Source organism: Rhizobium sp. GR12, from assembly GCF_036596185.1.
GTDB lineage: Bacteria > Pseudomonadota > Alphaproteobacteria > Rhizobiales > Rhizobiaceae > Agrobacterium > Agrobacterium nepotum.
Genome location: NZ_JASXTH010000011.1, coordinates 68,388 through 86,044, shown reverse-complemented (window position 1 = coordinate 86,044; position 17,657 = coordinate 68,388). Strand labels below are relative to the sequence as shown.

Genomic DNA, 17,657 nt, shown 5'->3' with positions numbered 1-17,657 from the left:
CCCGGCGGCGACATTCCTTCGGATCCGTCCGAATCTTGGGTCCGGTTCGTCGGGGCCGAACTTCAATTGTTTTGGAACTTTGAGCGTCGGGTCTGGTTCGGAGACCTTGATATGACAGCCCGGCCAAAGCTGATACCCGGCCCGTCACCTCGATCGCATAAGCTGTCGAGGGTGACTGGATCGCCGCTCTGACGGTTGAATGGACGATCGAGAACCAGGGCAGAAGGGAAGGAGGCCAGGATGGCCGACAGCCAGCGCATGCGCGATCACATGGTCGAGGTGCATATCAAGCGGCGTGGAATAAGGGATGAGCGCGTCCTCAATGCGATGCGTGCCGTCCCGAGAGAGCGTTTCATTGCCCAAGGCATGGCAGAATTCGCCTATGAGGATACGCCGCTGGCGATTGAGGCGGGACAAACCATCTCCCAGCCCTATATCGTCGCTGCGATGATCGAGGCAGCGGAGGTGCGTCCGGGCGACCGCGTGCTCGAGGTCGGCGCCGGTTCCGGCTATGCGGCGGCGGTGACCGGTCAGATTGCCGGGTGCGTCTACGCAATCGAAAGGCATGAAGTTCTGGCCGCATCCGCAAAACAGCGCATGACTGATCTCGGCTACAGCAATATAGAGGTGATTGTCGGCGACGGTACACGCGGATTGCCCGAGCAAGCACCCTTCGACGCTATCCTGGTGGCCGCAGGCGGCCCGGCAGTGCCACAGGCACTGAAGGAGCAGCTTGCCGTGGGCGGGCGACTGGTGATCCCTGTAGGAAATGAGTCCGGCCAGACCCTCAGCAAGGTCGTCCGGCGCACGGTGACCAGCTATGAGGCATCGAACCTCGGAGCCGTGATATTCGTGCCGTTGATTGGGGAGCATGGATGGTCCGAGGACGGTCGGCGCGTCGCGGGCAATCACAGGACCGGCGCCGCGCACAAGCAGAGCCTGCCGGAGATGATCGCCGAAGGAGCGGAAGATCTGCCGGATTTCGACGACCCCGCCTTCGGCCGCCTGTTCGACCGCTTCGGCGACCGACGCGTGGTTTTGCTGGGGGAGGCGAGCCACGGCACGGCCGAATTTTACCGCGCCCGTGCCGCGATCACGCGCCACCTGATCATCCATCGGGGATATACGATCGTTGCAGTCGAGGCGGATTGGCCGGATGCGGCGAGCGTCGATCGATACGTCAGACACCGACCCGGGTCCGAACGTGAAGAGCCTCCGTTCCGACGCTTCCCGACCTGGATGTGGCGTAACACGGAAGTTCGGGCACTGACCGAATGGATGCGGGAGCACAATGCGGGTCTCGGCGCCATGGAAGATCGGGCTGGCTTCTATGGGCTCGACATCTACAATATGTCCGGCTCGATCGGTGCAGTGCTTGATTATCTGGATCGGATCGATCCGCAGGCGGCGGCGGTGGCGCGCGAGCGCTACGGCTGTCTGACGCCCTGGCAGAAGAACCCCGCGACCTATGGCCGGGCGGCGCTCAGCCGCGGTTATGCGCAATGCGAACAGGCGGTGATCGAGCAGTGCCAGGCGCTGCTGCTCAAACGGCTCGACTATGTGAAGAACGACGGCGACGCCTTTCTCGATGCCGCCCAGAATGCTCGGCTGATAACATCCGCGGAGCGCTATTATCGCATCATGTATTATGGTGGAGCGGAAAGCTGGAACCTGCGCGACACCCACATGTTCGAAACGTTGCAGCACCTGCTTGACGCGAAGGGACCGAATGCCAAGGCGATCGTCTGGGCCCACAACAGTCATATCGGTAACGCACGCTATACCGATATGGGCGCAACGCGTGAGGAACTCAACATCGGCCAGCTCTGCAAGGAGGTTTTCGGAAGCGATGCGGCCCTCATTGGTTTTGGAACCCATACCGGCACGGTGGCCGCTGCGAACGGCTGGGACGGCGACATGCAGGTCATGCGCGTCAATCCCTCACGCCGCGATAGCTACGAGCGTCTGTGCCATGAGACGGGGAAGTCCCGCTTCCTCCTCGATCTCTCGCCTGGCAGGCATGAGCCTTTGAGACGCCGCCTCTCGGAGCCGCGGCTCGAGCGTTTCATCGGCGTCATCTATCGGCCCGACACCGAGTTGTGGAGCCACTACAGCCAGGCAGTCCTTCCCGAGCAATTCGACGCCTATGTCTGGTTCGACGAGACCCAGGCGGTGACGCCCCTCGGACCCGAGCATCATCGTGGCATGCCGGAAACCTATCCATTCGGTGAATAGAGCGATGCTTTGCGACGTCGATTATGTCTTGAAGACGCTCGACTGGATGCATGCCGAGGGCATCTGGCCGAACGGGTTGTGCCACCCTTGGACCGACGCCGCCGGTGTCGTGTTCTACCTGTCGCTCTAAGAGAAACCGGTCGGCGAGGTCGATCATGTGCCGGGGCGGCCATGATCACCTCTCCCACGAAGGAACCTCCGGGTGTTGAATCCCGCACCCGCGGATCCGTTCCATCAGGCCCGGCAACCCCTCAACGCCCGGCGGATGACGGGTTTCATGCGGTGGGCCGACGATCCGACCGTTCGGATTTTTCGGAACATCGATACGACCAGGCGGTTCGGCGAGTGTTTCAACAGGAGATCTGATCATGACTGGAAGACTTGAGGGCAAGATAGCAATCATCACCGGGGCAGGCGCGGGCATAGGAGAAGCGATTGCCCACAAATTTGCAGCCGAAGGCGCAAGACTTGTTGTCGCAGGTCTACCGGATGACCCGGTTGAAGACGTCGTTTCCGCCGTTTCGCGGCACAATGGAGAGGCCGTCGCCTTTACCGGTGATCTTTCCCAGGAGGCTAACGCCCGGGCATGCGTCGAACAGGCGATGCGGCAATATGGAAAACTCGATATCCTGGTCAATAATGCCGGCACGTTCATCGAGGTCGCGGAATGCCAGGATTATTCCATCGAGAATTTCGACCTGACGATTGCCAACAATATCCGTTCCCTCTTCCTGATGACGAAATTCGCGCTTCCTCATCTGCAGAAAAGCCGGGGCGTGGTGTTGTCGGCGGGCTCCGAGGCTGGCGAAGTCGGCGAGCCGAACAACGCCCCTTATGGCGGCACCAAGGCCTTCGTTCACGCCTTCATGCGCGGCGTCGCCTTCGAACAGGGCAAATACGGCGTTCGCGCCAACTGCGTCTGCCCCGGGCCGATCGACACGGCCTGGACGCACAAGGAAACCGGGCCAATGAACGAGCAGATGGAGGAGATGACGCTCGCGGGAACGGTTCTTGGCCGCCGTGGAACCCCCGAAGAGATCGCCAATGTCTATGCCTTTCTCGCTTCGGATGAGGCGAGTTATGTGACCGGCGCGCTCTGGTTCGCTGATGGCGGGACGACGATCGCCAAAGGTGGCCCCGGTCGGCAGGTGCAGGATTTCGTCAAAGTGCAACCGAAACCTACGCTCGATCTTTCACACAGTCATGACGGTCTCAAGAACAAGCAGACCACTAACCGCCTGCAGTAATCTGCCGATTTAGTCAGCGGATGACCGAGGAAGACATGCCGCGACATCAATCAAAGGAACAGAAGGAAAACGGACACAGTCAGCACTCCACGTGTGACCTCCAAGTTGGGCGGCTATAGAGAAGTGGGGCCGGGCAGGATATCGTAGGGGTGGCGCCAGCTCGGCAATTGCTTGAGCCGGGCCTTCCAGGCCTCGATGGCGGGGAACTCTGAAGATTCAATTCCGGTTGGTTCTGGCATGAATACATAACCCGCCAGAGAGATGTCGGCGATCGTCAGGCGGCTCCCCAGGATAAAATCCTTGTCGGCCAGATGCTTGTCGACGATGCGATAGGCGCCAACCGCCCGCTCCCTGAGGAAGGCCGTAACCGGGGTTTCCTCGGACTTCTTCACCCCGACCATAAACCGCAGGGTTGCATAGTAACTGGTGAATTTGTGATTGTCGAAAAGCATCCAGCGCCAGATCTCGCGTGCCTCGTCATCTGACCTTGGGCCGAACTGGCCGGTAGTCTTTGCCAGGTAGTCAAGGATCACCCCGGACTGGCTTAGCTTCAGGCCATTGTGCTCCAGAACCGGCGCTTCGCCCAGTTCATTGACTTCGCTCCGGTAGCGGTCGGTTTGTGTCTCCCCACCCAGATAGTCAACAAACACGCTCTCCCAATCCGCACCCGCGAGCTGCAGAAACAAAGCGATCTTGTAGCAGTTGCCCGACAGAGCAAAGCAGTGGAGCCGGTAGTCAGGCATGACGTTCCCCCGTATGACGCGCGTCTGCGCGGTTCTGTGGTGGATCGCACGGTCCCGGCCGCAAATCCAGATGTCCCCGATCCAGGCTCGAAAATAAGTCGGTTTTTCTGCAGTCGCGGCGCTTTGCCGATTTTCCTGGTGGAGTAAACTATCCTCGTTCCAGATCCCTGCTATGGGAACCCAAAATGCCCTCTCCTGCTGGAGTCCAGCCTGCGCCCCCATTCTGAGGCCTGGGTCCCTCAAATTGCAGCCAAACGGGGCAATGCGTTCAGGCTTCCAGCGCCTTCCTTGTTTGGGAGATTGAAGACGAGTTCGTTTCGAGACGGAATGACACCGGATCCCAGAGGAGACCCGGCTGGTTGATGGACTGGCTCTCTGGCCGAACGCGATACGCGCGAACTGCTCGAGAGCATCGAGCCGCCGTTCATCTCGGCCTTCGTCTCCCGGCACCTGCTGCTGTCCGTCGGTCGACAGATTTTCCCACGAACGGTCACGTTGGCGGAATGGCTGGCACCAGCGAGCTGGCAATTAACGGTACGCCCTACGTCGCAGCGTATGCAATCACCGAACTGGTTTAAGGCGGATAGATTACGACTTCTTGTCTTTCAAGGACTTTCCGCGTTTTGGAGCCGGTCCGGAAGATCGCCGTTCTACAAAGGTGGAGGCAATGAGGACACGTCTGGCTGGCGCGGAAAGGCCACGCGTTTCGATCCGTTCCAGTAGAAGACGCATAGCCGTCGCACCCATTTCCAATCCTTGCACTCTGATGGTCGTGAGCTGTGGAGATATCTGTGTAGCCGCTGAGAAATCTCCGAAGCCAACAACGGATATGTCCTCGGGGATCTTAACCCCCCGCGCGAGAAGCTCAGAAACGGCAGTAAGTGCAAGTCCGTCGTGTGCACAGAAGAAGGCCGTGGGAAGAACTCCGGCATTGTGGAGAGACTGAAGCGCCGGGATAAAGCCTCCGTCTTCCTCGAAACGCAGATCATGAAGTCGTGCATCCGGACATTGCTCGAGGCTTTCGCGCAGACCGTGATAGCGTTCCATGCGGCCACGATAGCCCTCCTCACCCCGGAGAAATGCGATCTCCCGGTGCCCGAGTTCGAGTAAATAGTCGCCAACTGCAATCCCGGCTTCATGGTCCGTGCCGCCGACATGGTCGGCCTGTTCGAGAGGAGCGACCCAGCCCAGCCGGACTACAGGAAGGCCAGACTTTTTGAGGATATCCAGCGTTCTTTGCTCATGGGGACCGACAAGGATGATCCCCGCACTGTCCTTCAGCATGACTTCCACCATATTGGCATCGTGGGTCCATTGCAGACGAACCGGCTGGCCGAGACGATGCGCCTCACGTTGCATGCCGTCCTGGAGCATCGTTCGCAATTCGTAACTGACGCTGTCCACGCGATCATGAAAAATCAGAGTGATCTCGCGCTGCTCATCCGAAGGCTTCTGGCGTTGATACCCCAACATTGCAGCTGCATCTTCCACGCGCTGCCGGGTGGCGTCGCTGACCCCGGCTTTACCCGAAAGCGAGCACGAGACCGCGAATTTCGACAGGCCGGTATGATTGGCAATGTCCTGCAATGTGACCCGGCCCATGATCATCCCTTCGTCAGACCGATCCCGCCGGTCGTGCAAACAAAATTCAACATAACGCTTTACCTAACAAACTACATAATACAAGCTATCAAAACTGGAGACTGAAAGCTATCTTCCTAGAGAAGGCAATTTGAAGAAAACGTGGCGGGACCGATCCTGAGGAGGGGAGGCCATCCTGCAACGACGTGACTGGAGGAGGAAACATATGCAAGGATTTAGTCGCCGCGCGTTTCTCGCTGCGAGCACCGCCGCCGTCTTTCTGCCTGCAATGCCCGCGCTCGCACAGGCAACACCGGCAAAAGAGCCGGCCATGCTGGATGCACTGGTGAAGGCAGGCAGGCTGCCTAGGGTGACAGATCGTCTGCCGCTCAACCCGCTGGTCGTAACACCGCTTGACCGTGTCGGAACCCATGGTGGCGACTGGAACAGTGCAATTGTCGGCGGGGGGTCCCTGTCGATGCTGTTCCGCTACCAGGCCTACGAGCCTCTTATGCGCTATGCGCCGGACTGGTCCGGCGCCGTACCGAACGTTGCAGAACACTACGAGAGCAACGCCGACGCGACCGAATTCACGTTCAGGCTGCGCAAGGGCATGAAATGGTCGGATGGGGAGCCCTTCACCACTGAGGATGTCATGTTCTGGTATGAGGATATCTTCAACTACGAAGGTCTGAATGATGTCGGTCAGAACCACCTGCGTTCCGGGGGGAAGAAGGCGCGCTTTGAGGCCGTCGACGACGTCACGTTCAAGGTGATCTTCGCGGCACCCAATGGACTTTTCCCGCTCCGCCTTGCATGGGCGAACGACGACCAGACAACGCGGGCACCGAAGCATTACCTCAAGCAGTTCCACATCAAATACAACCCCGACGCCGAACAGGAGGCGAGGGCCAAGGGTGCCTCCGGATGGATCCAGCTGTTCCAGCGGGAAGCGGGTCTCGTCGTGGACAATGAATTCTTCCAGAACTCGCAGCGTCCCGTGATCCACGCCTGGAAGATGACGGTCGCGCCAGGGCAAAGCACCGATCGCGCAGTTGCCGAACGCAACCCATACTACTGGAAGGTCGATACGGAGGGCAATCAGCTGCCTTATCTGGACCGGATCGTCTATCAGATGGTCGCTGACGCGCAGGTCCTGCTGTTGAAGGCAATGCAGGGCGAAATCGACCTGATGGACCAGTACATCGCCACCCCGGCCAACCGCGCGGTGCTCTACGATTCTCAGGAACAGGGCAAGTTCGGCCTGTATACGCTGACCTCGACTGAAACCAACGAAATGGTCTTCCAGCTCAATCTCAACCATCCGAACGAGGCCAAGCGCAAGCTTTACAATAACAAGGAGTTCAGGGCGGCGCTGTCGATGGCGCTGGACCGGCAGGCGATCATCGACACGGTCTTCATCGGCCAGGGAACAATTTCGCAGCCCGCCGTGCGGGCAGGCGATCCGCTCTACAACGAGCGCCTGGCCACGCAGTTTACCCAGTACGACCCCGACGCTGCGAACGCCCTGCTGGACAAGATCCTGCCGAACAGGGATGGCGAGGGTTTCCGCAAGGATGAGAGCGGCAAAAGGGTCACGATCATATTCGAGATCGATCAGGCGCGCGCGACCTTCCTCGATATCTTCCAGCTGGCACTGCCGATGTTCCAGGCGGTCGGGGTCGATGTTCAGATGCGAAGCATGGACCGGTCGCTCTGGGAGGTTCGCGTCCGCCAGGGGATCGAGTTCGATGGAACCGCCCATCGCTTCGGAGGAAACGGCGGTATCGCCGCCATCCTCGACCCACGTTACTTCATCCCCAACACGACCGAGGCCCTGTACGCCAAGGGCTGGCAGTTGTGGTACCGCGACCCTTCGTCCAAGGGTGCGGTCGAACCACCTCAGCCCGTCAAGGACGCGCTGGAACGATATGATCGCGTGCTCGGATCGCCGGATCCCAAGGTGCAGCAGCAGTTGATGGCCGAAATCCTCGAGATCGCCGCTGACCAGTTCTACGTCTTCGGCATTTGCCTGCCGAGCGACAGCTACGGCGTGGTGAGAAACGACATGCAGAACGTTCCCAGGACGATGCCGAATTCCTGGGGATATCCGACGCCGGGACCTGCCAACCCCGAGACTTTCTTCAAGGCCTGATCGATCACGCCGTCCCGTCCCCATCCTGACGGGGACCGGGACTGGTACCCTAACCTGTTGCACGTGCCCCACGGCGCGAAGGCACACTATTGCCACGGAAAGCCCACATGCTGCATCGACCAAACGTAACCGTTGGTTCCACCGCCCGTTCTCCTGAATGGTACAAGGCCGCCACCCGCTGGACGCAGTTGACGTTCGCGGAAGACGATCCGGACAAATATGATCCGGAATTCTGGATCGACGTGTTTCGACGCACCAGGTCGAATGCGGTGTGCCTCTCGGCCGGCGGCTACATCGCATACTACCCCAGCGAAATCCCGCTGCATTACGTCTCGAGATTCATCGGCGGCACCGACCCGTTCGGGACTATTGTCGAGGGCGCACGCAAACTGGGGATGCACGTCATGGCGCGTGTTGATCCGCATGCGATCCATGCGGATGCGGCCCAGGCGCATCCAGAGTGGGTGGCGATCAACCGGGACGGAAGTCCCCGTGAGCATTGGGCATTCCCCGGCATCTTCGTCACCGATGCGCTGGGCAGCTACAACCGCGATTTCACCACAGAGGTGATCCGCGAGGTCATCACCAGATACGATGTGGATGCGGTCTTTGCCAATCGCTGGCAGGGGCACGGGGTCTCCTATAGCGAAGACAATCAGAGACGGTTCAAAAACGAAACCGGCTTCGAGCTGCCCGCGAAAGCTGATGCCAGCGATCCCGCCTGGCAGGCATGGGCCGCGTGGCGCCGCCGCATCCTGACCGAACTCGTGGTCTACTGGGACGAAACGGTGAAGGCCGTCCGCCCGCATGCGAGTTTCATACCCAATATGAGCGGGTCCTCGCTGATGGAGTTTGACCTGTCGCTCATTCAGAAACACTGCCCGATCCTGTTCGTCGACCATCAGGCGCGTCAGGGCGTAGAGGTTGGCTGGTCGGCCGGCCGCAATGGCAAGCGCATCCGCGGGACGTTCCGCGATCGTCCGGTCGGGCTGATCACTTCCATCGGGCCGGAGGAAGAATATCGCTGGAAAGATTCCGTCCAGAGCGGCGAGGAAATCAAGCTGTGGATCCACGACGGCATGGCGCAGGGGCTGTTTCCCTGGTTCACCAAATTCAATGCCTGCGTTCCGGATGATCGCTGGGTTCAGCCCGTCGTGGACGCGTTCAATCTTCATGCAGATCTCGAGCCGCAGATTGAAGGAATGCAGCCGACGGCCGAGATTGCCATCATCGATCCGTCGACGACGCTGCGGCATTGGGCTCCCGAGGAACGGCATGTCGCCGAGCATAACGACCTCGGTTTCTATCACGCGCTGGTGGAGGCGCGCATCCCATTCGAATTCCTTTCCGACCAGGTGATGACGCCAGACGCGCTGGATCGCTTCAAGCTCATCGTGCTGGCAAATGCCACCTATCTTTCGGACCAGCAATGCGCTGCGATCGAGCAGTATGTCCAGCGCGGCGGATCGGTCGTGGCGGCGCACGAAACCTCGCTCTATGACGAAGTCGGGACACGGCGGAATGATTTCGGTCTGTCGCGTGTCTTCGGCGCATCCCTGACGTCGGCACCCCGAGGTCCGGTCAAGAATACCTATGTGGCGTTGTCCAGGCCGCACCCGGTGAACCAGGGCTACGAGGGCGCCTCGCGCATCATCGGCGGGACCCGTCTGATCGCTGTCGATGCGGATGCCGCAGCCGAGACACCTTTCCTCTATGTTCCCGATTTCCCCGATCTGCCGATGGAGGAGGTGTATCCCCGCGAAGCGCCGACCGGCGCCGCCGTCATTGCACGCGACACCGGCCATGGAGGGCGCGTCGTCTACATCCCGTGGAATATCGGCGAGGTGTTCTGGAAGGTGCTTGCTCCCGATCATGGCCGGCTGATCGCCAATGCAGTGAACTGGGCGATCGGCAAGGATCATCGCGTGCTGGTCGATGGCAAGGGGATCGTCGATATCGCTGTCCACGAAAGCAACGACGCAATGGCGATCTTCCTGGTCAACCTCACCAACCCGATGATGATGAAAGGTCCGCTGAGGGAGGTTTATCCGATCGGTCCGCAAACCCTGTCGATCGAATTGCCGAAGGGACGCAAATCGGCAGCGGCGAGGCTGCTGGTCAAGGATGAAACGGTTTCATGCCGTGTCGTCGGGAACCGGGTTGAAGTCCTGGTGCCCTTGGTCAGCGCGCTGGAAACGGTTCATCTCACCTGGCAGTCGTGAGCCAGGTCGTACGCAGCGGGAGGAAACCATGCTGGCTTATGTGGCAAAGCGCGTTCTGTACATGATACCGACATTGTTCGGCATGTCGCTGATCGCCTTCATGATCATCCAGTTGCCGCCGGGCGACTATCTGACGTCGCTTCTGTCCACCATGGCTGATGGGGGACAAAACCTCGACGAGGCAACGATCGAGCGGCTGCGCGCCCAGTATGGCCTCGACCAGCCGGTCTACGTCCAGTATTTTGTCTGGATCAGCGGGATACTGACCCGCGGCGATTTCGGCTACTCGTTCGAATGGAACCAGCCGGTCTCCACCCTGATCTGGGACAGGATGGGATCGACGCTGCTGATTTCGCTGGCGAGCCTGCTTCTGGTATGGGCAATCTCCCTGCCGATCGGCATCTACTCGGCCGTCAGGCGGCATTCGTTCGGCGACCACGCCTTCACCTTGCTGGGATTCATCGGGCTCGCGGTGCCGAACTTCATCATGGCACTCACACTGATGTATGCCAGCTACCGGATTCTGGGACAAAGCGTCGGCGGCATCTTCTCGCCAGCCTTCGTCGATGCTCCCTGGAGCCTCGCCAGGCTCACGGATATGCTCAGCCACATGTGGATCCCGGTGATCGTCATCGCCATGTCGGGCACCGCTGCCATGATACGGATCCTTCGGGCGAATCTCTCGGATGAATTGAGCAAGCCTTACGTAATCACGGCCCGCGCCAAGGGACTGCCCGAGCGAAAGGTTATTCTGAAATATCCCGTCCGGATCGCGCTCAATCCGTTCGTCAGTTCGATCGGCTGGGTGCTGCCTGATCTCGTCTCCGGTGTCACCATCACGGCGATCGTCCTCAACCTGCCGACCGCCGGTCCTTTGCTCCTGCGCGCTCTGGTGGGGCAGGATATGTATCTGGCGGGCAGCTTCATTCTCCTGATGGGTGTGTTGACGCTGGTCGGGATGCTGATTTCCGACGTTCTTCTGGCGGTGCTTGATCCGCGGATCCGGTTCAACTGAGGGGTCGCCATGTTGATCGACAAAAATTCTGCCGCCCTGCTCGTCGAGTCCGGTCCCGCCATCAGCCCGCTGAAGTCTGGCGGCAAGGTTGAGACCCTGGAAGCTGCGGGACAGTGGACCCTAATCCGTCAGCGTTTCTTCCGCCACAAGGTGGCTGCCTTCGCCGGCGGCATCATTCTGGCGCTCTACCTTGTCGGCGCCTTTGCCGAGTTCCTGGCGCCGGGCCTGCCCAACACGTCCCGGCCCCAGCTCACCTTTGCGCCGCCGCAGAGCATCGCGCTGTTTGCTCCCAGGGCCGATGGAGGAACAGCCTTCCTGCCGCACGTCAAGGGTTACAAGATCGAGATCGAGCCCAAGGCACTGCGCCGCAGCTTCGTCGTCGACGAGACGAAGATCATTCCGATCGGCTTCTTCGTCAAAGGTGCGCCGTACAGGCTCTGGGGCATCATTCCGATGGAAACCCATCTGGTCGGCCCGCTGGACGCCCGCGAGCCGATGTACCTGCTCGGTTCCGACCGCCTGGGCCGTGACCTGCTGAGCCGTCTGATCTACGGGACGCGCGTCTCCATGTCGATCGGACTTGTGGGCGTCGCAATTTCGCTGTCGCTCGGCGTGGTCATGGGAGCGGTTTCCGGCTACTATGGCGGTTGGGTCGATACCCTGATTCAGAGGATCATCGAGATCGTCAGCGCCATGCCGACCATCCCGCTCTGGCTCGGACTGGCAGCCGCGATCCCGCTCAACTGGTCGCCGCTATCGGTCTATTTCATGGTCACGCTGATCGTGTCGCTTCTGAGTTGGACAGGACTGGCGCGAGAAGTCAGAGGACGATTCTTCGCGCTGCGTGGCGATGACTTTGTGACCGCCGCAAGACTGGACGGGGCCGGGGAGCGCCGGATCATCTTCCGCCACATCCTGCCGTCGCTCACCAGCCACATCCTCGCGGTCGTGACGCTCGCCATCCCGACGATGATTGTTGCGGAAACCTCGCTGTCATTTCTTGGCGTAGGACTGAAACCACCGGTCGTCAGCTGGGGTGTGCTGCTCCAGGATGCTCAGAACGTGCGCACGGTCGCAACCGCGCCCTGGCTGCTGATCTGGCCAAGCCTTGCGGTGGTCGTGGCCGTATTGTCGTTCAATTTCTTCGGCGACGGGCTGCGCGATGCAGCCGATCCTTACGATAATTGAGGGGACGATTACATGATGAAGCCTGAAACACTGCTCTCGGTCCGAAATCTGTCCATCGATTTCCGTCTCCGAACGCATGTGCTCCATGCCGTCCGTGACGTCAGCTTCGATCTGAAACGCGGAAAGACGCTGTCGCTCGTGGGAGAGAGCGGATCGGGGAAATCGGTGACGGCACGGGCGTTGATGCGCATCATCGACAAGCCCGGCCGAATGACCGGTGGTCAGATCCTGCTCGATGGACCGAACGGACCGGTCGATGTTGCAGCGTTCGCCGAGGGCAGCAGCGATGTTCTGGCCATTCGCGGTGGCCGGATCGGCCTGATCTTTCAGGAACCTATGAGTTCCCTGTCGCCGGTCCATACAATCGGATCGCAGATCATCGAAGCGGTTCGCCTGCACAGGCGGGTCTCCAGGAAAGAAGCACGCGCGCGCTGCGTCGAACTGCTGCGTCAGGTTGATATTCCGCGGCCGGAACTGATGGCTGACCGTTACACGTTCGAGTTTTCAGGAGGCATGCGGCAGAGAGCCATGATCGCCATGGCTCTGGCCTGCGACCCGGATGTGCTGATCGCCGACGAGCCGACGACGGCGCTCGACGTTACCACTCAGGCGGAAATCCTCGACCTCATCAAGCGGCTTCAGGACGAGCGCGGCATGGCGATGCTGCTCATCACCCACGACATGGGCATCGTCGCCGAAGTCGCGGATGAAGTAGCTGTCATGCGCTTCGGAAAGATCGTGGAGCAGGGAGCGGTCGACGACATCTTCCACGCCAGCCAGCACCCCTATACGCGCCAGCTTCTCGATGCTACCGTCAAGCTCGAAAGCGGAGCGGCCGTGCGAACACTGCCGACCTCGCTGGTGCCGTCCGTCGAGCCGGTTCTCTCCGTGCGCAATCTCACCAGGATTTACGGCGCACCATCGCGAATGTTCTCCCGGGACAGCGGCCGTGGCCTGGTGGCCGTCGATGATGCCAGTCTCGATCTCTTTCCCGGCGAAAACCTCGGTATTGTCGGTGAAAGCGGCTCGGGCAAGACCACGCTCGGACGGATGATCCTGCGCATCGTCGAGCCGACATCGGGTACGATCGCGTATCGCGCTGAGACGGGCGTCGCACCCGTCGACGTGACGTCGCTCGGCAAGGTCGATCTGCGCCGCTATCATCAAGACGTCCGCCTCATCTTCCAGGATCCGTTTGCGTCCCTCAATCCACGCATGACCGTGAAGCAGATCATCGGCGATCCGCTCGTCATATCCCGGGACATGTCAGGCAAGGCGGTCGAGGCGCGTGTTGCCGAGCTTCTGCACAAGGTCGGCCTGGATCCGCTTGCCATGGAACGCTATCCCCACGCGTTCTCGGGCGGGCAGCGTCAACGCATCGGTATTGCACGGGCGCTCGCACTCAACCCGAAGGTCATCGTCGCCGACGAGGCGACCTCCGCCCTCGACGTGTCGATCCGCAGTCAGATCCTCGATCTCCTGCTCGACATCCAGAAGCAGCTGCATCTCAGTTTCATCTTCATCTCACACGATATCTCCGTCGTCCGCTATTTCTGCGATCGCGTGGCCGTCATGCACAGAGGCAGGATCGTCGAAGTCGGTGATGCCGAAACAGTCTGCACAAACCCGTCGCAGCCCTACACGAAGCGGCTGATTTCCTCCGTTCCAAATCCGGATCCCCGCAACAAGCGCATGCTTCACCGCCTGCGCGCAGATCAAGTCTGAGGTCGTCCAGCATGCCGAAGTTCGCAGCCAATCTATCGATGCTCTACACCGAGCATCCGTTCATCGAGCGCTTTGCCGCTGCTGCCGCCGATGGTTTCAGGGCGGTGGAATATGTCAGTCCCTACGAGGAAACCCCGGAGGCGATCACCGCCGAGCTGGCGCGTCACGATCTGCAGCAGGTCCTTTTCAATCTTCCGCCAGGCGACTGGGCTGCCGGCGAGCGTGGTATCGGTTGCCTGCCCGGCCGTGTGGCCGAATTCGAAGAATCCGTCGATAGGGCGATCACCTACGCAGACGCTCTTGGCTGCCGTAAGGTCAATTGTCTTGCCGGCATTGCGCCTGCCGGCGTCGAGCCGGATGTTCTCGAAGATACGCTTGTCGGCAACCTGCGCCATGCCGCGAGGCGACTGGAAGATGCCGGGATCGCGCTGGTCTTCGAACCGATCAATACCCGCGACATCCCCGGATACGTCCTGACCACAACTGACCAGGCCGAGCGCATCATGGATCGGGTCGGCCACGCCAACCTGCTTATACAGTACGATTTCTATCACATGCAGATCATGCAGGGGGATCTCGTCGCGACCTTCGAGAGGCTGCAGGACAAGATTGGTCATGTCCAGATTGCCGACAATCCGGGCCGCCACGAGCCGGGGACCGGAGAGATCGACTACGACTTCATCTTCAAGCGTCTGGACGTACTCGGTTACGACGGCTGGGTTGGGTGTGAATATCGACCGGCAACCGGCACCCGTGAGGGTCTTGGCTGGTTGAAAGCATTTCAGTAAGGGAGATTGAACGTTGAAGATCGGATTTATCGGACTGGGCGTCATGGGCCGCCCGATGGCACAGCATTTGATCGAAGCTGGCCACAAGCTGTACCTGTATCGGGTAAAGCCTGTTTCGGCTCATCTTGTCGAGCGTGGCGCGACGGCCTGCGAGTCCGCGATGGACGTGGCGCAGTTGGCCGATATTGTCATTCTCATGCTGCCTGACACGCCGGATGTCGAAACCGTGCTGTTCGGTGAGAACGGGGTTGCGCAAGGGCTGGGAAGCGGCAAACTTGTGATCGACATGAGCTCCATCTCACCGCTGGCGACCAAAGATTTCGCCGCGCGCACAGAGGCTCTCGGTTGCGATTATCTCGATGCGCCGGTCTCCGGCGGAGAAGTGGGCGCCAGGTCTGCTTCGCTGACCATCATGGTTGGCGGCAAGCCCGATGTCTTCGAGCGGGCCAGGCCATTGTTTGAAAAGATGGGCAAGAATATCACACTGATCGGCGGCGTCGGCGACGGCCAGATTGCCAAGGTCGCCAACCAGATTGTTGTTGCGCTCAATATTCAGGCCGTGTCGGAAGCGCTCCGATTTTCCAGCAGGGCAGGAGCCGATCCCGCCGTCGTCCTCAAGGCTCTGATGGGTGGTTTCGCGGCGTCGCGGGTTCTCGAAGTCCATGGGGAAAGGATGATCAACGAAACGTTCGAGCCCGGTTTCCGGATACGTCTGCATCACAAGGATCTGTCGCTCGCGCTCGAGTCGGCGCGTCTGCTTGAGCTGATGTTGCCAAACACCGCTCTCGTACACCAGGTGATGAACGGCGCCCTGGCCAAGGGACTGGGTGACAAGGATCACTCGGCGCTGATCAAGGCACTGTAAGATGTTCGCACCGATTGTCCGGCCGACGGGAGCAACTGACTATGATCGCACTACCACGTCTGCTTTTAACATCCCCCAGCATGACAACGGCGTTCGTGTTGCCAAGTGGTTCATCGGCAGCCGTCCCGGAGGCGGCAAGGTCGCCATCACCGAAGGACAGGCCGGCGTCTTTGCTTCAAGGAAACCAGCGGCGAGAATTCGAGGTTTCAGGTTGTTGCCAGCGTTCGGGGCAACTGGGATCGCCAACAGTCCTGTGATGCCGCCACTAACATTCAGCAGCAGAACCCGGATCCTGTCGGGTTCTACTGCAACAATGACGGCATGACGCTGGGCGTCCTTGAGGTGGTCAAGGCCGCAGGGTTGCTGGGCAAGGTCGCAAACGAGATCTCTAACATCATCGGAGCCATCGATGAGATTGTGTTTCAGACAAATCTCCTGGCACTGAATGCCGGGGGCGAGGCTGCTTGTGCCGGTGACGCGGGCAAGGGCTTTGCGGTGGTTGCTCAGGAAGTCCGCGAGCTTACGCAACGATCCGCTAAAGCTGCGAAGGAAATCAAGGACCTGCTACGCAACTCCTCCACTGAGGTTCAGAGCGGCGTCAGCCTCGTCAGCGACACAGGTGTGGCGCTGAAGACCGTCGAAAGCTACGTTGTCACCGTCAACCAACACATGGATTCGATCGCCACGTCGGCCAGAGAACAGTCCGTTGGGCTCGCGGAGGTCACACGGCAGTCAACCTGATGGACCAGGTGACGCAGCAAAACGCTGCCATGGTCGAGGAAACCAGTGCTGCTGGTGTGAGCCTTGCCAGCGAGAGCGGCAGATTGCGTGAACTGATCTCGCAGTTCCAGCTCGGCACAGCCGCTCGACAGCCGACCGTCGTGATGACGGCCAATGACGGGCATAGTCCGGTGCAATCCGCCGTACGTCGTCTTGCCGGAAAAGTCGCCCGGGCGTTTTCGAGGAATGCAGCTGTCCGGGAAAACCGGGGGTGACGTTGCCCCCCTGTTTATTCAGTTTTGGGTTCGTTCCAGCGGTAAGTGAAGTGCCCGACCTTGTCGAAGCGCTCAAGCTCCGTGAGCGGTGTAGCACATGTCACTGCACCTCATTGACATAGCGATGATTGGCCGTGGTTGCTCGATGAGAAGAGATAAGCACCGGAGCAGCCATCTGGTCATACGCGACTTCATCAATCGTCAATACCGCAGCGGGCAGAGTGAGGTTGAGCCAGTGAGCATCCAAATCAGCAGCCAGATCCGCACCGATCTGTTCGCGGATGGCTGAGATGCGAATCGCGTAGGCCTGTAGCAGATGCAGGTAAAAGAGCGGCGGGATGTCTTCTGCCTTTTGGGGGAAATCCGGAACCCGTTCGCCTGGCAGGGTCAGTGTTTCGTGCATGATGGGTTTGTCATCTACGTAGCGCACCCGATGGAAAGTGATCACCGGCGCTCCTTCATCGATCTGAAGTTTCTGCGCCTCTGTCGCGGACGCGAGGCCCCTGTCAAGCGCCGTCACCTTCGTCACCGACTTGCTGAGTGACCCGTCCAGTCCGTGCAACCGAAAATACTGGAAGAACAGGCGAAGGCTATGCTGCGGCTTGCGGCCGGTGACAATGGTACCCGTTTTACGCCGACGGCTAAGAAGGCCGTCGTTGGTAAGATCCATCAGTGCACGGCGAACCGTGCCGACGGCCACGCCGTAGGTCTGTGATAATGCCACCTCGCTGGGTAGTACCGACCCGGGCTCGATCTTTCCCAACATGATAGCCTCGGTCAGTTGCCGCTTCACCACTTCATACAGCGGCAAAGATAACTCGCCAACATTCTGCATTTCTGATGAAATTTTGGGCAATTCTCGCAATTATTTGCCTCTTCTTTGGAGTTGACTCACGAA

The 17,657-nt window shown here is 59.9% G+C and carries 13 protein-coding genes and 1 pseudogene; 11 read left to right on the top strand and 3 right to left on the bottom strand.

What is annotated here, in order from left to right; translation table 11 throughout:
* The first annotated feature begins 240 nt into the window (after positions 1-240).
* The 3 genes from QSK43_RS19430 to QSK43_RS19420 all read left to right on the top strand — a co-directional run bounded on the left by QSK43_RS19430 (position 241) and on the right by QSK43_RS19420 (position 3,482).
* Positions 241-2,235 carry a protein-L-isoaspartate(D-aspartate) O-methyltransferase gene (locus tag QSK43_RS19430; RefSeq protein WP_332304823.1) on the top strand — a complete coding sequence of 665 codons (1,995 nt, stop codon included), beginning with the start codon at positions 241-243 and terminating at the stop codon, positions 2,233-2,235.
* Positions 2,228-2,365 carry a hypothetical protein gene (locus QSK43_RS19425; RefSeq protein WP_332304822.1) on the top strand — a complete coding sequence of 46 codons (138 nt, stop codon included), beginning with the start codon at positions 2,228-2,230 and terminating at the stop codon, positions 2,363-2,365. Before QSK43_RS19430 ends, QSK43_RS19425 begins: the two co-directional genes overlap by 8 nt.
* A gap of 238 nt (positions 2,366-2,603) precedes the next feature.
* Positions 2,604-3,482: an SDR family NAD(P)-dependent oxidoreductase gene (locus QSK43_RS19420; RefSeq protein WP_332304821.1), complete on the top strand. Its 879-nt coding sequence runs from the start codon at positions 2,604-2,606 to the stop codon at positions 3,480-3,482.
* Positions 3,483-3,595: 113 nt separating this feature from the next.
* Here the strand turns inward: QSK43_RS19420 and QSK43_RS19415 are convergent, their stop codons facing one another.
* Together QSK43_RS19415 and QSK43_RS19410 are read right to left on the bottom strand one after the other, a co-directional pair.
* Positions 3,596-4,225, bottom strand: coding sequence for a glutathione S-transferase family protein (locus QSK43_RS19415; protein ID WP_332304820.1), 630 nt, complete (start codon positions 4,223-4,225; stop codon positions 3,596-3,598).
* A 588-nt stretch (positions 4,226-4,813) separates the two neighbouring features.
* Positions 4,814-5,827 (bottom strand): LacI family DNA-binding transcriptional regulator, encoded by a 1,014-nt coding sequence (locus tag QSK43_RS19410; RefSeq protein ID WP_332304819.1) that lies wholly within the window; start codon positions 5,825-5,827, stop codon positions 4,814-4,816.
* 205 nt (positions 5,828-6,032) lie between these two features.
* Here QSK43_RS19410 and QSK43_RS19405 point away from each other — a divergent pair, with 205 nt between their 5' ends.
* The 8 genes and pseudogenes from QSK43_RS19405 (at position 6,033) to QSK43_RS19370 (ending at position 16,759) form a co-directional block, all read left to right on the top strand.
* Positions 6,033-7,961, top strand: coding sequence for an ABC transporter substrate-binding protein (locus QSK43_RS19405; protein ID WP_332304818.1), 1,929 nt, complete (start codon positions 6,033-6,035; stop codon positions 7,959-7,961).
* Positions 7,962-8,068: 107 nt separating this feature from the next.
* Positions 8,069-10,183: a family 10 glycosylhydrolase gene (locus QSK43_RS19400; protein ID WP_332304817.1), complete on the top strand. Its 2,115-nt coding sequence runs from the start codon at positions 8,069-8,071 to the stop codon at positions 10,181-10,183.
* A gap of 28 nt (positions 10,184-10,211) precedes the next feature.
* Positions 10,212-11,198: an ABC transporter permease gene (locus QSK43_RS19395; protein ID WP_332304816.1), complete on the top strand. Its 987-nt coding sequence runs from the start codon at positions 10,212-10,214 to the stop codon at positions 11,196-11,198.
* A gap of 9 nt (positions 11,199-11,207) precedes the next feature.
* Complete coding sequence (locus tag QSK43_RS19390) at positions 11,208-12,386, top strand: ABC transporter permease (protein ID WP_332304815.1); 1,179 nt, start codon at positions 11,208-11,210, stop codon at positions 12,384-12,386.
* Positions 12,387-12,398: 12 nt separating this feature from the next.
* A complete protein-coding gene (locus QSK43_RS19385; RefSeq protein ID WP_332304814.1) occupies positions 12,399-14,111 on the top strand; it encodes an ABC transporter ATP-binding protein in 1,713 nt (570 codons plus the stop codon).
* Between the two features lie 11 nt (positions 14,112-14,122).
* Entirely contained in the window at positions 14,123-14,899 is a 777-nt protein-coding gene (otnI, locus tag QSK43_RS19380; RefSeq protein WP_332304813.1) for a 2-oxo-tetronate isomerase, read from the top strand.
* 13 nt (positions 14,900-14,912) lie between these two features.
* Complete coding sequence (locus QSK43_RS19375) at positions 14,913-15,764, top strand: 2-hydroxy-3-oxopropionate reductase (protein ID WP_332304812.1); 852 nt, start codon at positions 14,913-14,915, stop codon at positions 15,762-15,764.
* Positions 15,765-15,869: 105 nt separating this feature from the next.
* Positions 15,870-16,759 (top strand): annotated as a pseudogene (locus tag QSK43_RS19370) (methyl-accepting chemotaxis protein).
* Between the two features lie 100 nt (positions 16,760-16,859).
* Here QSK43_RS19370 and QSK43_RS19365 read toward each other — a convergent pair.
* Positions 16,860-17,624 carry a GntR family transcriptional regulator gene (locus QSK43_RS19365; protein WP_425965139.1) on the bottom strand — a complete coding sequence of 255 codons (765 nt, stop codon included), beginning with the start codon at positions 17,622-17,624 and terminating at the stop codon, positions 16,860-16,862.
* Between the last annotated feature and the right edge of the window lie 33 nt (positions 17,625-17,657).

What these genes read in the sequence shown, in the direction of transcription:
- QSK43_RS19430 (WP_332304823.1), top strand. Translation starts at nt 241, where the DNA reads ATGGCCGACAGCCAGCGCATGCGCGATCACATGGTCGAGGTGCATATC.
- QSK43_RS19395 (WP_332304816.1), top strand. Translation starts at nt 10,212, where the DNA reads ATGCTGGCTTATGTGGCAAAGCGCGTTCTGTACATGATACCGACATTG.
- otnI (WP_332304813.1), top strand. Translation starts at nt 14,123, where the DNA reads ATGCCGAAGTTCGCAGCCAATCTATCGATGCTCTACACCGAGCATCCG.
- QSK43_RS19400 (WP_332304817.1), top strand. Translation starts at nt 8,069, where the DNA reads ATGCTGCATCGACCAAACGTAACCGTTGGTTCCACCGCCCGTTCTCCT.
- QSK43_RS19420 (WP_332304821.1), top strand. Translation starts at nt 2,604, where the DNA reads ATGACTGGAAGACTTGAGGGCAAGATAGCAATCATCACCGGGGCAGGC.
- QSK43_RS19410 (WP_332304819.1), bottom strand. Translation starts at nt 5,827, where the DNA reads ATGGGCCGGGTCACATTGCAGGACATTGCCAATCATACCGGCCTGTCG.
- QSK43_RS19415 (WP_332304820.1), bottom strand. Translation starts at nt 4,225, where the DNA reads ATGCCTGACTACCGGCTCCACTGCTTTGCTCTGTCGGGCAACTGCTAC.
- QSK43_RS19405 (WP_332304818.1), top strand. Translation starts at nt 6,033, where the DNA reads ATGCAAGGATTTAGTCGCCGCGCGTTTCTCGCTGCGAGCACCGCCGCC.
- QSK43_RS19385 (WP_332304814.1), top strand. Translation starts at nt 12,399, where the DNA reads ATGATGAAGCCTGAAACACTGCTCTCGGTCCGAAATCTGTCCATCGAT.
- QSK43_RS19390 (WP_332304815.1), top strand. Translation starts at nt 11,208, where the DNA reads ATGTTGATCGACAAAAATTCTGCCGCCCTGCTCGTCGAGTCCGGTCCC.